The following is a 15305-nucleotide window of genomic DNA, read 5'->3' on the forward strand; positions in this document are numbered from 1 at the left end:
CGGGTCCTCACCAGGTTGGAAGCTCTCCGACCATCACCCGCTCGGCGATCGCCCGGGCCGGGTGGCCACCGGCGATCGTCCAGTCCGCCACGTCCTCCAGGACGGTCGAGCGCGCCTGGACCATCGCGCCTTCGCCGATCCTGACGCCGGGGGCGACGAACACGTCGGCGGCGACCCAGGCCAGCGCGCCGATCTCGACCGGCTTGGTGACCAGCGGCATCTGGAATTGGCGGAAATCGTGGCTCGCCGAGCATAGGAAGCTGTACTGGCTGACCGTCGCGTAGGCGCCCACCGAGATGCGGTCGACGCAGTAGCAGTCGACGAAGTGCGAGAGCGAGGCGTGCTCGCCCATCTCCAGGTTCCAGGGCGCGAAGACCCGGACCGAGGCATGGACGATGGCCCCCCGCCCCAGCCGGGCACCGAACAGGCGGAGCAGGAAGCGCCGCCAGCCATGACAGACTTTGGGCGAGGGGCGGAACAGCAGGAGCCAGACCAGCCCCCACAGCGCCCGACCGAGCCGGTTGCGCAGCGACAGCGAGCTTGGGCGGATTCGGCCGCCCAAGGAGGCGGAGAGAATGGCAGAGGAGATGGCGGGGTGGAAGCCGCCGGCGACGGGCGTCGAGGGTTCGGGATGGGCGGTCATGGTCGTTCTCCAGGACGTCCGGAACCGGCCGCAGCGAGCGCCAGCGCGGAGCGCTCGCGCAGCATGCGCAGCAGGTTCTTGATCGGGTGCGGAACGAAGCGGCGCAGCCCGCCGTCACCCAGGCCGCCTGGGTAGCGCCACCGGGCCAGCGGCAGGGGGTCGGCGATGGCCGGCGGATGGCGGCGCAGGTCCTGCAGCAGGTCGGCATAGGCACCGGCGGCGGCGGCGGCGTCGAACCGCCGTGCAGCCTCCAGCCGGGCCGCCGAAGACAGGCGCTCCAGCCGGCCGGGCTCCATGATCAGGCGCTGGATCGCCAATGCTGCCCGCTCCGGCGCACCGACGGGAAACAGCAGGCCGGTACGCCCATCGTCGACCACCGCATCGGTGACGCCACGGATCGCCGAGGCCACGGGCACGCAGCCGGCCGCCATCGCCTCGGCGAGCGTCAGGCCGAACCCCTCGAAGCGCGACGGGAAGACCAGCACGTCGTGCTCGGCCATGACGGCCGCCACCCGCTCCGCCGGAACGGCGCCGAGGAAGCGCACCTGCCGGCCAAAACGGGCGCAGTCCCGGCGTAGGTTCTCGAGATCGGGGCCGTCGCCGCCCACCGTCAGCACACAGGGCAACCCGTCCAGCCTCCGCAGGATGCGGGGGAGCCAGAGCACGCCCTTGGAGGCGTCCTCGACCCGCCCCAGGCTGAGCAGCCGCAGCGGCGCCTGGGTGGTGATCGGCGGGCGGGCGCCGCGCGGCGCCTCCGGCTTCGCCATGGGAGGCAGGATGGCGTTCAGAATGACATGCGTCCGCTCGGGCGCAAAGCCGTGCCGGGCCACCAGATCATCGCGGATGCGCGGCGAGACGCAGACGGTGGCATGCACCCAGTCGCGGATCGCGGTGGCGGCGGCATAGGTGGCGGGCGTGATGTTGTGGACCACCATGACCCGGAGCACGCGCCGGTCCAGGTAGCGCACCGCATTGGTCTGGACCCGGTCGGCCAGGACGTTCACGAACACCGCGTCGTAGCCGCCATGCCCGATGTGGTCGAGAAGGGCGGCGGCCTGGCTGCGCTCCTCGCTCTCCTGCGGCGCCACGACCGTGCCCCGGGCCATCTCGGAGGCCCAAGGGCTGCGGAGCAGTGCCCGGGACGCCGGCGCGCCGGTTCCGATCCAACGCAACCCGATGCCGCGGGCCGCCAGCCCTGGGCGCAGGGTGCGGAACACCGAGTAGGTACCGCCGAGGTGGGGCAGGCCGAAGAAGCCAGTGGTCATGCCGCCGGCATTCCCCAGGGCGGCATTCCCCAGAGGGGCATTCCCCAGGGCGGCAGTCCTTCGGCCGGCCGGTGCGCTCACGACACGCGCTCCCGCAGGGCGATGGTGCTGCGGGCGGGGAGGCGGACGCCCTTCCACCCGGCCAGCACGAACCAGGAATGGGCGGCCATCGGCAGAGCGAGGCCCCAGAACATCAAGTAGTCGGGGATCCTCAAGGCGACGCCGAGCAGGCCGCAGCCGCCGAGGAGGAACGCCAGCGCAATCAGGAGGAAGGTCACCGCGCAGGGCGAGAAGCCGCAGTCGAGCAGCACATGGTGCAGGTGGATGCGGTCGGCCGCGAATGGCGAGCGCCGTCGGGCGATCCGGCGGGCGGTCACGCTGACCATGTCGATCCCGGGCAGCGCCACGGTCCACAGCAGGGCGGCCGGTGCCGCTGCCACCCCTTCCGGCCCCTGCGACAGGCGCACCGCCAGGAAGGCGAGGATGGCGCCGACCATCATGCTGCCGGCGTCGCCGAGGAACACCTCGGCGCGGCTGCGCCAGCGATGGCGCAGGTTGAACAGCAGGAAACCGGAGATCGCGCAGGCCAGGGTGAGCGCCAGGGTCATCAACTCCATCCGGCCTTCCAGCACCGCCACCGCGGCGAGCCAGAGCAGGCCGACACCGGCGACGCCGCCGGCGACGCCGTCGAGCCCGTCGATCATGTTGAATGCGTTGATCGAAGCGACCACGAAGAGGACGGTCAACGGCACCGCAGCGCCCTCCAGCGCGATGGCGCCCCAGCCGAGCAGGTCGCCGAGATGGGCAACCGTGGTGGTCTGGTCCGGCATGATCATGACCAGCGTCGCGACGATCTGCCCGAGCAGCTTGGTCCGCGCGTCCATGCCGTTGCGGTCGTCGATGACGCCAAGCGCCACCAGCAGCGCCACGCCGGTGAAGAACGGCACCAGCGCCCCCTCGAACTTCGGGCCAAGCAGGATGGAGAGCGTGAGGGCGACGAAGATGGCGATGCCGCCCACCATCGGAACGGCTTCCTCGTGCTGCTTGCGGCCGGACGGGATGTCGAGGAGACCAAGCCGCGGCGCAAGACGTTGCAGGCAGGCGATCATGCCGACGCAGATCAGGAAGGAGTTGAGCAGGATCATCATGGGCAAGGTCATCATCGATCGACTCCCGTCGCCCGCGCCGGCCGGTGGCGGAAACAGCCGCCGGCCGCGCTCAGGGGCCTTGTTCCGGTAAGGGCTATGGCGCCCGCGGTTCGCCTGGGCGGGGCGTCCGGACGGCACGCTCCGCCGACCGGCATGCGGGTCCGGCAGAGCTTAGTCGCCGCGGCGCCGACCGGCGATTTGGCGCTTTGCCTGAAGGCCATGACGTTTTCGACGTAGGCGACCACCGCACTGCCGGAAGGCGTATAAGGCGTCCTGCGTATCGGCATCCGCCTGCGGTCGGAGAGGCGGAACAGCCGCCGCTGCCGCACCCCACAGGAGGAAACGGCGGCGCATGGACGCCGCACCCCGGCCGGGTGGCGCAGGCCCGGGCCGGGGTGGCCGACCTCAACCCAAAGCTGCCTGCGGCTCCATCTCTTGGGTTCCGGCTTGGTGGTCGCAGCCACCACTTACGAAGGGTATGATCATTCAATATTTCTTCTCAGCCCCTACTCATCCGAGGGGATGAACCGCTTTCTCGCGAATTCGGTATCCGGCTACGTTCGAAAAGAACCGCAAGACTAGCCCTCAGAAAATGAAAACCCTGCGACGCTTATTGGTACTGTTTGTTTGAAATTCGATGCAACCTCGGGTTTTGACCCAGCCCCCCGAAAATTGCCGAAGCGCTTTTGCAGAAATGCGCCCGGGCGTCCATGGCGGGACGGCCTGTCATATGGGAAATCGCGGAAAGTCACAGGACGGCCATGGAGGAGCGCCGGCGATGGCGGGCGCCTCCATGGGACAGCCGATCGTTGCGGAGCGATCGGCCGGATGAGAACGGAGCGCCTACCGCTTGACAACAGGGAGGTCCGGGATGAATACGCTAAGAGAAGCCGTCATGCGGGTCCAACCAGGAACCGGGGAAGAGCTGCGGAGCGACGCCTATTCGGTCGACCTGCATGACGCACCGCGCGAAGCGGGCGGCGTCCCGCCGGTGGTGCGGCGGCAGCCTCTTCCCGGCTCTCTGCCCGGTAAGGCGCACCGGTCGGTCCTCCTGGTCGACGGCCGTCAGCTGACCCTCGAATGCTTCGCCTCCTGGCTCGAGCCCAGGGTTCTGGAGCTGTCGATCACCCCATGCGCCTCGGTGGAGAAGGCGGCCCGGCGGCCCGACCTGACCAGTGCGACCGTCGCCCTGGTCCTCCTCAATTTGGGAAGCCGGCTGGTATCCGATCCCCGGTCGGCCGATGAGCTCAGCATGCTCGAGGAGCTGCTGCCGGGCGTGCCGGTGATCATCATCTCTGATCATGAGGACACCCAGCACATCGTCGACGCGTTCGAATGCGGCGCCCGCGGCTACATCCCGACCAGCACCGCGATCTCGGTGGTGGTCGGCGCCATCCGGCTGGTCGAATCCGGCGGCGTCTTCATCCCGGCCAGCGCGCTGACCACGCTCGCCCGCCACCAGAAGGCGCGGTTGCCGGCAGCGGGCGGGGGGACCGCGGACAAGGTTCCCCGCAGCTTCACCCACCGCCAGGGCCAGGTCCTCGCCTGCCTGCGGGAAGGCAAGCCGAACAAGCTGATCGCCCATGAGCTCAGCATGTGCGAGAGCACGGTCAAGGTCCATGTCCGGCACATCATGAAGAAGCTGGGCGCGACCAATCGGACGCAGGTCGCCTACCTGACCAACAATCTCTTCCACGAAAAGTGAACCCCGCTTTCCCGCAAGGGTGCCCGGTCCGCCATGGTCAAGAAGGGGTTTTCCCGCGATGGCTGAGAGCTATGCGAGTTCGAAGGACGGCGGCGTCTTCGACATCTTGGGGATGCTGCGCCGGCGCAAGATCGTCATCGCCCTCCCGATCCTGCTCGGGGCGGCGACCGGCTGGGTGGCGACCCGCAACCAGATCGCGACCTACCAGGCCAGCGCCGTGGTGATGGTCGACACCCGCAAGATCGAGGTCATCAACATCAACTCGGTGATGTCGCACCTGCCCCAGGACAACACGGTGCTCCGCAGCGAGCTCGACCTGATCTCCTCGCGCCTGCTCGCCGGGCGCATCGTCGACCGGCTCGACCTGATGCATGATCCCCATCTGCTGGCCGAGCGCACCCAGGCTCCGCCCTGGGCGGCGGCGTTGCACGACCTGCAGGCCGTCCTGGCCGACCGCGTGCCGGAGGGCGGCCGCCTGCTCGCGGCGGTCCTGCCCGAACCCGCCGCCGCGCTAGCCGCGCCGACGCGCGACCAAGCGATCGACCACGTGCTTGCCGGGCTGCGCGTCAGCAACGACGGGCGGTCCTACACCATCATCATCAGCTTCAGCTCGCCCGACCCGTCCTATGCGACCCTGGTCGCCAACAGCGTCGCCGAGCAGTATCTCGTCCTCCAGACCGAGATGAAGTCCATCGCCACGCGCCAGGCCAACGCCTGGCTCAGCCAGCGGCTGGGCGAGCTGCGCCAGAGCCTGGAGGCGTCGGAGCAGGCGGTCGAGGAGTACCGGCAGAAGGAAGGACTGTTCGAAACCGAGGGCAAGCTGATCGACACCAACCGCCTTGCCGCCTTGATCCAGCGGCGTGACGAAGCCCGCCTGCGCCGGCTCGAGGCCGAGGCGCGCCTCGCCTCGGCCCAGGCGCTGATCAGCCGCGGGCCGGCGGCGGGGGACGTCAGCGAGACCGCGGGGTCGGAGATCCTGCGCGGCCTGCGCCAGCAGGAGATCGAGCTGCGCCGCAGGATCGCCGATCTGGCCAGCCGCGCCAACGACCGCCACCCGGCGATGATCGCGCTCAACAACGATCTGGCGGTGCTCCGCCAGCGCGCCCGGGAGGAGGAGGCCCGCACCGTCAAGACGCTGAGCAACGAGGTCGAGATCACCCGCACGCAGGAGGCGAACCTGGAGGAGGCGCTGTCCGGACTGAAGGAGAACCAGGGCAGGACCGGAAACGGGACGCTGGTCCTGCGCCAGCTCGTCCGCGAAGCCGAGGCGAACCGCGCCATCTACGAGGTCGTGCTCAACCGCTACAAGGAGACCGCCGAGCAGATCGACCTGCAGCGCCCCGACGCCAGCATCATCTCCCCGGCGGCGATGCCGACCGAGCCTGTCCCGTCGCGCCGGCTGCCCGTCATCGTGATCGGCGGCATCGGCGGAGCACTGCTCGGCGTGCTGCTGGCGCTGCTGCGCGAGCGGCGCGACCAGCCGGTGCGCAGCATACCGGACCTCGAGCGTGCCACCGGCATCCCGGTGATCGGGCTGGTGCCGGACCTCGGGCGCCTCTGGAGGCGCGGCTGGCTGCAGCACCCGGAGGACAGCATCGGCCAGGGGACCGGCGGCGCCTTGCGCGATGCGCTGTGCGTCACCCAGATCGCCATCCGCCCGCAAGCGCCCGGCCGCTCCAGGACCATCGCAGCGCGGCCCCAGGTGCTCCTGGTCACCTCGGCCCTGGCGCATGAGGGCAAGACGACCTTCTGCATCTCAATGGCGCGGATGCTCGCCATGGACGGCAAACGGGTCATGCTGATCGATGCCGACCTCCGCCGTCCCCGCGTCGGATCGGCCCTGGGGGCCGGCAAGGCCGGGGCCGGGCTGGTCGACCTGCTGACCGGCAACCGGCCGCTGGAGGAGGCCGTCGCCGTCGACGCGAAGACCGGGCTCCACTACCTGTCGGCGCACCGCTGCCTCGACAACCCGCAGGCCGCCCTGGCGGGGGAGGCGTTCCAGCAGCTGATCCGCGACGGCTCGCGCCTCTACGACGTCATCATCATCGACACGCCGCCGGTCATGGTGGCGCCCGATGCCGCCGTCGTCGCCCCGCTGGCCGATGCCTGCGTCTTCATGGCCCGCTGGGGACGCACCCCGGTGGAGAGCGTGCTGGCCGGGCTCCGCCTGCTCCATCTCTGCAGGGTCGCGGTGAGCGGGATCGTGCTCAACCGCGTCTGCCAGACGCGCCACTCGGCATACGCCCCCTACCGCGGACAGGACATCTATCCGCCGCTCCGGCCGGCCGCCTCGCAGATCGACGGCTAGGTGCGACCATGCCGGCTTCCCGCTTATCCATCCGCCCGGCCCGGGCGGTGCCGGGACTGCTGTCCCTGACCCTGGGGCTGGTCCTGGCGCTGCAGCCCGCCGCCGGCCAGGCCGCCGACGTGACCTTCACCGGATCGGTCGGCAGCGCGATCACGCTCAGCGACAACATCGACCTCGATCCCAAGGGCCGGGAATCGTCGGGGCTGGTGTGGACGCAGGACGCCGACATCGCGCTGCGCGCGCTGGGCGCGCGCAGCGACATCGCGGTGAACGGCAACGTCAAGCTGGACACCACCCTTGCCGACGAGAACAGCGTGGAGCTGCGGCCGGCCCTGTTCGCCCTGGGCCAGACCGAGCTGCTCGACGGCTTCCTGGTGATGGACGGCGGGCTGTCGTGGCAGCGCCTGCCGATCACGCCAAGCGCCCGGCTGTCGGCGGCCACGGGCTTCGACCGCGAGGAGACCGCCCAGGTGGTCAACCTCACCCTCAGCCCGACCTTGCGCGCCCGGCTCGGCGACGACACCCGCGGAGAGCTGCGCTACCGCTACGCCCGCAACTTCATCGGCTCCGACGCCGTCAGCGAAACCGAGCTCAACCAGCAGGTCGCCGTCGTGCAGATCGGCAGCCAGCTCCACCCCTTCCGCTTCACCCTGACCGGCGAGCACACCGACGCCAACATGCTGGCCGGCGACGAGGATTTGCGGATGCTCAGCGGCTCGCTGCGCTCCGAATACGCCCTGACGCGCTCCACCGCCCTGATCGGCGTGCTCGGCTACGACAGCATCGGCGGCAGGGCGCTGGAGTCCGGCAAGGACGGCCCGTTCGCGGCGGTCGGCCTGCGCTATCGCCCCACCCCGCGGACGGAGCTGGAGGCCTCGGTCGGCCGCCGCTTCGGCCAACTCGACGTGCAGGCGCTGGCACGCACGGACCTCACCAGGCGCATCCGCGCGGTCGCGAGCTATTCCAGCTTTCTGGAATTGCCGCTCGACGCCGGCAGCGGCGGCGACCTGATCATCGACCCGGAGAGCGGGCGGATCGTCAATGCGATCACCCGGCTGCCGCTCAGCTTCAGTCTGCCCGGCCTGGACCTGGAGGAGGCCGCGTCGCTGACAAACCGCTTCGACGCGGTGCTGGTCGGCGATTTCGGCCGCACCACCGCGACGGTGGGGGGCCGCTGGCAGAGCCGCGACTTCGCCAGGAAGCCGGACGAGAGAACGGCGTCCATCCTGCTGCGCCTCGACCGCAAGCTGAGCGAACGCCTGGGGGTTTCGCTGGAAGGCAACGTCCGGCGCACGGTCAGCGCCGACTCCCCCGACCCGAGCGTCTCGCTCCTGCTGCGCACCACGCTGACCTACGAGTTCGGGCGCTCGCTCTTCGGCTATGCGGCCCTCGTCCGCACCCAGGGTTTCTCCGATACGGCGGCCGACAGGTACCGCGAGAACGCGGTGGTGTTCGGCCTGCGGATGGCGTTCTGACACCGCCCCCCGCTTCGCCCCATCACATGGACGGCGGGCTGTTCAGCCGCGCCCGCCTGACGGAGTGCTGCCGGGCAGGGTCACGGTGAAGACCGTGCCGCCACCCTCGCGATCCGTGAAGGACAGGGACCCCGCATGGCGGGCGATGATGGAGCGGGCCAGGTAGAGGCCGAGGCCGGTGCCCGGCACCGATGCCACGTTCGAGGCGCGGTAATAGCGGGAAAACAGCTCCGCACGATCACTCTTCGGTATGCCGCGGCCGCGGTCCAGGACATGGACGCGCAGGCCGCCATCCGCCCCGGCGATCTCCACCTCGATGACGCTCTTCGCGGGCGCATACTTGGCGGCATTGTCGATGAGCGCGCTGAACGCCATCCGCAGCAGGTCCAGGTCGCCGTCGATGGCAGGGAGGCGCGCGTCCGCACGGATGCGGATCTCGCAGGAGTGGAGAAGCTTCTGGTGATGCGCAACCTCCTCGATCATCGCCAGTGGATTAATCGGCTTCCTGTTCAGCACCAGCCCCTGTTCATCGAGCCGGTCCTCGGCGAAGCAGGACTCGATCAGGGCCAGCAGCCGCCGGACGTTCGCCTGGATGTTGTCGAGCCGGCGGCGGACATCGTCGGTCATCGTGCCGACGAGCAGGGGAAGGACCTGGGCAGCCGAGTCGATCACCGCCAACGGGTTCTTGAACTCGTGCGCCGCCATCCGGATGAACTGCCGCAGATGCTGCCGGGCCGCCTGTTCGGCGATCAGGGCCTCTTCGGTCTCGGCGTTCGCCTCCATCAGCTGCCGCGTCCGCTGCGCGACCAGCTTGCCCAGGCGGAAGCGGAACTGGTCGGCCACCGCCAGGCTGAAGCCCATCAGCAGGGTGGCCAGCCCGATCGTGAACAGCTCCTTGAACCAGCCGCGCCAGGGCAGAAGCTCGGGTGCCCAGCGGTTGAACGCCACCAGATGGACGCAGTTCAGCACCAGGAACGGGCTCATGGCCAGCAGCAGGGAGCGGCGGTCCCGCCGTCCGAGGCCGGGCTGGATGAACATCAGCCAGAGCGAGACCGCCGAGATGGCGAAGAAGCTGGCGGTCAGCCCGGTGAGGAGCCGGTGCGGCAGGAGCAGCATCAGGCCGAGGTTGATCGCCGTCATGACCAGGGCGCCCCGGCACAGCGCCCGGTGCAGGGCCGGGCGATGGCTGGACAGGTCCAGATAGGTGGCGATGAACAGGGGCAGGCAGTACAGGGCGAGGATGCCGCCGCCTTCCAGGATCCACCAGTCGACGTTGTTTCCCCAGGCGAGGCCGTAGATCCGGTTGACGCCGGATCCGAGGAAGCCGGTGATCAGGATGCCGAGCGCGGCCCCGAAGGCGTAGGCGTAAAGCCGGCTGCGCAGGAGCAGCCACTGCGCCCCGAAGAGCAGCGCCATGGTGGCGATCGCCCCCATCAGCGGGGTCTGGAGGCGTGTCATCTCGGCTTCATGCCGCAACTGGGCGGCGGTGGTGCGCAGGACCGGCGCCATCACCAGGGCAAAGCGCGACTGGATGCGCAGATACAGCGTGACCGCCTGGCCGAGATAGGGCGTCAGTCCGACCGCATACTGGATCTCGCCGGCCGGCACCGCCTCCATCATCAGCCCCCGCACCGCGTGCAACAGCACCCGGCCGTCGGCGGCGACCAGATGGATGTCGGCCCGGGCGATCAGCAGGGTGTCGATGGCGAGCAGCCAGCGGTCGGCGGCCTTGGCGTCGGTCAGGTCCAGCCGCACCCGGCCCCAGAGCGCCCCGGTGCTCTGCCCGAACGAGGCCGGCCCGGCCGCCAGCGGGTGGAACGCGCGGCCCCGCCCCGACGCGACGTCGTCGAGCGTCAGGGCCGCGCCGGGATCGAACAGCACCTCGATGACGGGGGTGAGCGGCACAACCGCGGCATCCCCCAGCGTGACGGCCGGAAGCATTCCGGATGGTGCGGAGGCGGCCACGGGATGAGCGACGGCCAGCACGGCGGTGGCCATGAGTCCCACGAGAACGGCAAACCTCACGCGATCCATCCTGCGCTGCCGGGAGCCGCGGCGGAGAAGAAGCCAAACACCGGCGCCGGTCAAGCGACCGGAACGAAAGCTTCCAGACGCTCCGAAGCCTCCAGGATATCACTTTGACGAGACCACCCCGATGGCCCATACGTCGCCACTCAGTCTCGGCGACCGCGGCGGGCAGAGGAAATGGCGCGCATTGCCATCGTTGAAGATGAAGCGGCCCTTCGCGAGGACATCGCGCTGTACTTGCGCGCGGAGGGGCATGACGTGCTCCAGGCGGGGAGCGGCGCGGAACTCGACGCCCTGGCGACGGATGGTGCCGACATCGTCGTGCTGGACGTGAACCTGCCCGGCGAGAGCGGCTTCGCCATCGCCGCCCGCCTGCGGCGATCCTCCAACATGGGCATCATCATGCTCACCGCCCGCCGGCTGGAGGACGACCGGCTCACCGGGTTGGACGCCGGTGCCGACATCTACCTGGCAAAGCCGGTGAGCCTGCGCGAGTTGGCCGCCCATGTCCGCGCGCTCGACCGCCGGCTGAGCCGCGAGGCGCCGCTGGTAGAAACGCCGCCGTCCTGGCAGCTCGATCGCACGGCCTGGCGCCTCCTAGCCCCATCGGGTTCCGAAATCCGCCTTTCAAATCTGGAGTTGCGTTTTCTTGTCCGCCTTGCCGAGAGTCCCGACGCGCCGGTGAGCCGCAACCAGATGGCACTGGCCATCTATGGGACCTGCCTCGACCACGACAGCCGGGCTCTGGATGCGCTGATCCGTCGTCTCAAGAACAAGGTCGAGCGACTGTGCGGTGCGCCGCTGCCGGTACAGGTGCTCTATGCGTCCGGCTATGTCTTCTCCGCGCCGTTGCGCGTCGTCCCGGCAAGCACCGCAACCGAGTAGGCGCGGAAGCCGGCGGAGGCTAGGCAGCCGCAAGCCGGGACGGCAAAGTACAGGCAAGATCCGTTGCGGCCAATGGCGATGGCATCCCCCGGTCAATCCCCTCACCAAGCCGCCAGCCGGCACAGCATGCCAAATCCGATGGCATGCGTTCCAATCAGTTCCATTTGCAACTTTGACAAAACCACAATTTAATTGATAGTATATTTTGGAATTTTATATCAGTCAACAATAACTACCGCTCACCCTGGCAATTGACCGCAGCGGCGATGCCTGGCTCTGCTTGTGATGGAGATAACGATGTCCGGCGTTTTCAAGTGGTCTTCTCCAGTTTCCGGGGGTTATGACATATTATCCGCGCTGAATCTCTCCACATATATTTTGACACCTGGAAACGCCGAGAGAGTCGATGTCAGTGACATCGCAGAATCAGAGCATAGTGTTGCGGTATTTAAGACTTCTAATTACTACCAGATAAAAATTTCCGGCGGAGAGCCAACGACACTATTTACGGCGGACACCATTCCGGCCGGAGATCAGAATGCTTATTATTTTGATTGGCGCGAAAAATCAGGAAAAGCGTTTTTTAGCGGTGGGATGTTTGGGGATCGCCTTTATGGAGGAAATTCCGACGATTTTCTGTCTGGACTTGATGGTGATGACCTTCTTGTTGGCTGGACCGGCAATGACTCTCTTGCCGGTGGCGATGGTGCCGATACGGTGATGGGTAATGACGGTGCTGACACCCTCGACGGCGGCGGCGGCAGCGATCGGCTGATCGGTGGTCTCGGCAGCGACGTCTTCGTGGCTGCTTCCTGGTCGGACTTCGACGGCGACACCATCACCGATTTCAGCGCCGGCGATTCCCTGCTCATCCGCAGCGCCGACCTCACAAGTGAGTTCAATGGGCTGAACGCAACGGGCACACTTGCGTCCAATGGCACGACATTGACCTTCGAGGGCGTGATGTCCGGCGTTTGGAGGGCATCCTTCGACGGTACGGACACCACTCTGATGCTGTCCCCCTCCGATGCCACGTCGACCGTGACAGCCGGTGCCGGAGTGACGGAGCCGGTGGCCCTGGCGACGACGGCTGACACGGCCGAAGAGGCGGTAAGCGTCTTCGACTTCACCATCGCCGACGTGGGCACCGCGGATGGTCTGGCCACAACGGTGAGCCAGGTGGTGGTGTCGGCGGCCGGCAGCACGGGCGACCCGTCCAAGGTGGTGTGGCGCCTTGATGGTCCGGACGCCCGCAACGTCACCGGAGCCTACAATGCCAACGCCAAGACCATCACTTTCTCTGGCCTGAACATCTCTGTCACCGATCACACGGGCGAGACCTACACGGTCAAGGCTCACTACAACGACAACTCAGGTCTGACCGAAGGGCAACTGTTCAAGCTGTCGGTGAACGGCAGCAGCAGCTTCACCGTGGGCGAGACCGGCTCGCAGATGGCGAGTGGCCAAGCGGCGGTGGACAACGGCACCGGCACGGCCGTGGACGTGACGGCGACGACGCTGGTGTTCGGGAGCGAACCGACGGCCTCGACCAGCGGACAGAGCTTCAGCCAGCAGCCGGTGGTGCGCGCGGTCGACGTGGCCGGCAACATCGACACCGACTTCACCGGAACCGTCACGATCGGCGAGGATGCGGCTGGCAGCCTGTCCGGGACGACCTCGGTGAATGCCGTCGCCGGGGTGGCGACCTTCAGCGATCTTGCCTACGCCGCGACCGTCGACCGGGAGAGCTTCACGCTTTCGGCCAATGCGGCCGGACTGACTGGCGCCAACTCGGGGGCCGTCACCTCCGATGTGGTCGGAACCCGCCTGGTGTTCGACCCGCAGCCGGTGCCGACCGCAGCGACAACCGGGACGGCGATGACCTTCATGACCGCACCGGTGGTGAAGGTGGTGAATGCCGCCGGGATCGTCGATACCGACTTCAATGACGCGGTGACGCTGCGCGTGACGGCGGCGGGTGGCGGTGCGGTGCCGGGAACGGTGACGGCGCTGGGTGGCGTGGCGGGGGACCGGAACAGTGCCGACACCCTGGTCGAGCTGAGAGCCGTCAACGGCATCGCCACCTTCACCGGCCTGGGCCTGACCTACACGGTGACCGACGGCAACCCGGACAGCGTGGTGCTGCACGCCACCGCGGACGACATCACCGCCGGTGAAAGCAGCAGCATCACCGTCAACACCATCCCATCGCCACCGCCGGCGAGCAGCGATGACGGCGGCGGCAGCATGGTGGACGGCGTTCCTGTACAGACCGGCACGCAGAGCAACGGCGACGGTACGACCTCGACCATCATCACTGTCCCGGTGGTGACGGCCGGGCGCACCGAGTCCGTCGGCAACAACGGCGTCGCCGACATCCCGCTGGCGAGCAGCGGCGACAGCACGGTGCTGGCGGCGGAACTGCCGACCGGCTACGGCCTGACCGCCAGCGGCTCGTCCACGCCCAAGGCGGCCGGCAACTCCCTCACCGACCTGATCCGCGAGATCAAGGCCCACACCACCGCCGGCTCGAGCGACCAGGCCCAGCTCACCGGCGGCGGTGGTGGCTTCCTCCAGGGGCTGCCGGTCGACACCCCGCTGCTCGTCCAGACCATCTCGCCGAGCGTCGCCTTCGGCAGTACGACGGCCCCCGAAGCCCCACTGGTCATCAGCGGCACCCCGGCCGCGGCTGGCGGCCCGCAGACCGCCCTGGTGATCGATGGCCGCGGCCTACCGACCGGCAGCGCCATCCAGTTGCAGAACGTCACCTTCGCCGCGGTGATCGGCGCGGTGACGGTGACCGGCGGCGACGGCTCGCAGATGGTGTGGGGCGACGGCGCCAACCAGACCATCCTCCTGGGCGCCGACGACGACACCCTGCACGGTGGCGGCGGCGACGACTTCGTCGGCTCCAAGACCGGCAACGACGTGCTCTACGGCGACGACGGCAACGACACGGTGCAGGGCGGCGAGGAGCAGGACCGGCTCTTTGGCAACACCGGCAGCGACCTGTTGTTCGGCAACACCGGCGCCGACACGCTGTTCGGCGGCCGGGGCGAGGACCTGCTCCACGGCGGCCGCGACGACGACCGGCTGTCGGGCGACTTCGGGGCCGACACGCTGAACGGCGACCAAGGCAATGACGTGCTCACCGGCGGGCTGTCCGACGGCGGCTTGGCCGATCTCAGCGGCGACCTGCTGTTCGGCAACAGCGGTGCGGACCTGCTGTTCGGCAATGCCGGGGCCGACACGCTCTATGGCGGGCAGGATGCCGACACGCTGTTCGGCGGTCTGGACAACGACCTGCTGTTCGGCGACTTCGGCGACGACGTGCTGGCCGGCGACCGCGGCGCCGACACGCTGAGCGGCGGGGCGGGGGCCGACCTGTTCGTCTTCGCAAGTGGCAGCGGCAAGGACGTGATCACCGACTTCCAGGCCGCCGAGGGCGACCGGCTGCGACTGGCCGACGGCCAGGGCTACAGCCTGCGCAGCGACGGTGCCGGCAATGCGGTGATCGTCTTCTCCACCGAGGACGAGGTGCTGCTGCGCGGCGTCAGCCAAGCCCAGGTCCAGGCCGGCTGGTTCGTTACCGGATAAGCAGGTTTTCCGAACTCCGCCCACACATGGACGGGCTCGGAAAGCCTGACGAACCATAGAGTCCGCAGGTTTCTCCAGGCCGGGCCTGCGGCCCGATCCGGAGAAACCTGCTTAGGCGGTGGGCTCGGCCGGCATGCAGAACCGCGCCCGGCAAGCATGGAGGATGGCGTCCAGGGATGGGGGATCGTGATGGCTGCGTGGCGCCATCCATTGCCCGACCGGCTGTCTGTCTGCATCGGTCACATCGGGGC

10 protein-coding genes are annotated in these 15305 nt (G+C 68.6%); 6 read left to right on the forward strand and 4 right to left on the reverse strand.

Annotation, left to right across the window (positions count from 1 at the left end; translation table 11 throughout):
- Positions 1–7 precede the first annotated feature (7 nt).
- The 3 genes from J2850_RS17755 to J2850_RS17765 form a co-directional block, all read right to left on the reverse strand.
- On the reverse strand, positions 8–643 hold the full coding sequence (locus J2850_RS17755) for an LbetaH domain-containing protein (protein WP_209984031.1): 636 nt from the start codon (positions 641–643) through the stop codon (positions 8–10).
- Positions 640–1908, reverse strand: a complete 1269-nt coding sequence (locus J2850_RS17760) for a glycosyltransferase family 4 protein (RefSeq protein WP_209984032.1) — start codon at positions 1906–1908, stop codon at positions 640–642. Before J2850_RS17760 ends, J2850_RS17755 begins: the two co-directional genes overlap by 4 nt.
- 77 nt (positions 1909–1985) lie before the next feature.
- Positions 1986–3071 carry an MraY family glycosyltransferase gene (locus J2850_RS17765; protein ID WP_209984034.1) on the reverse strand — a complete coding sequence of 362 codons (1086 nt, stop codon included), beginning with the start codon at positions 3069–3071 and terminating at the stop codon, positions 1986–1988.
- 880 nt (positions 3072–3951) lie between these two features.
- Here J2850_RS17765 and J2850_RS17770 point away from each other — a divergent pair.
- Genes J2850_RS17770 through J2850_RS17780 form a run of 3 tightly spaced genes read left to right on the forward strand, consistent with a single transcriptional unit; the run spans position 3952 to position 8544 of the window.
- Positions 3952–4761, forward strand: coding sequence for a response regulator transcription factor (locus tag J2850_RS17770; protein ID WP_209984037.1), 810 nt, complete (start codon positions 3952–3954; stop codon positions 4759–4761).
- Positions 4762–4819: 58 nt separating this feature from the next.
- Entirely contained in the window at positions 4820–7069 is a 2250-nt protein-coding gene (locus tag J2850_RS17775) for a GumC family protein (RefSeq protein ID WP_209984039.1), read from the forward strand.
- An 8-nt stretch (positions 7070–7077) separates the two neighbouring features.
- Complete coding sequence (locus J2850_RS17780; protein WP_209984040.1) at positions 7078–8544, forward strand: TIGR03016 family PEP-CTERM system-associated outer membrane protein; 1467 nt, start codon at positions 7078–7080, stop codon at positions 8542–8544.
- A gap of 42 nt (positions 8545–8586) precedes the next feature.
- On the opposite strand, the gene J2850_RS17785 is transcribed toward J2850_RS17780, so the two are convergent.
- Positions 8587–10569, reverse strand: a complete 1983-nt coding sequence (locus J2850_RS17785; RefSeq protein WP_209984041.1) for a sensor histidine kinase — start codon at positions 10567–10569, stop codon at positions 8587–8589.
- Positions 10570–10749: 180 nt separating this feature from the next.
- On the opposite strand from J2850_RS17785, the gene J2850_RS17790 reads away from it, so the two are divergent.
- The 3 genes from J2850_RS17790 (at position 10750) to J2850_RS17795 (ending at position 15054) form a co-directional block, all read left to right on the forward strand.
- Positions 10750–11457 (forward strand): response regulator transcription factor, encoded by a 708-nt coding sequence (locus tag J2850_RS17790; protein ID WP_209984043.1) that lies wholly within the window; start codon positions 10750–10752, stop codon positions 11455–11457.
- Positions 11458–11995: 538 nt separating this feature from the next.
- Positions 11996–12178, forward strand: a complete 183-nt coding sequence (locus J2850_RS31810) for a hypothetical protein (RefSeq protein ID WP_246513177.1) — start codon at positions 11996–11998, stop codon at positions 12176–12178.
- The gene (locus J2850_RS17795) at positions 12094–15054 is read left to right on the forward strand and encodes a hypothetical protein (protein WP_370878969.1); all 2961 of its coding nucleotides are present in this window, start codon (positions 12094–12096) and stop codon (positions 15052–15054) included. The genes J2850_RS31810 and J2850_RS17795 overlap by 85 nt, the downstream gene beginning before the upstream one ends.
- Positions 15055–15305: the final 251 nt, after the last annotated feature.

Source organism: Azospirillum picis (assembly GCF_017876115.1).
GTDB classification, from domain to species: Bacteria; Pseudomonadota; Alphaproteobacteria; order Azospirillales; family Azospirillaceae; genus Azospirillum; species Azospirillum picis.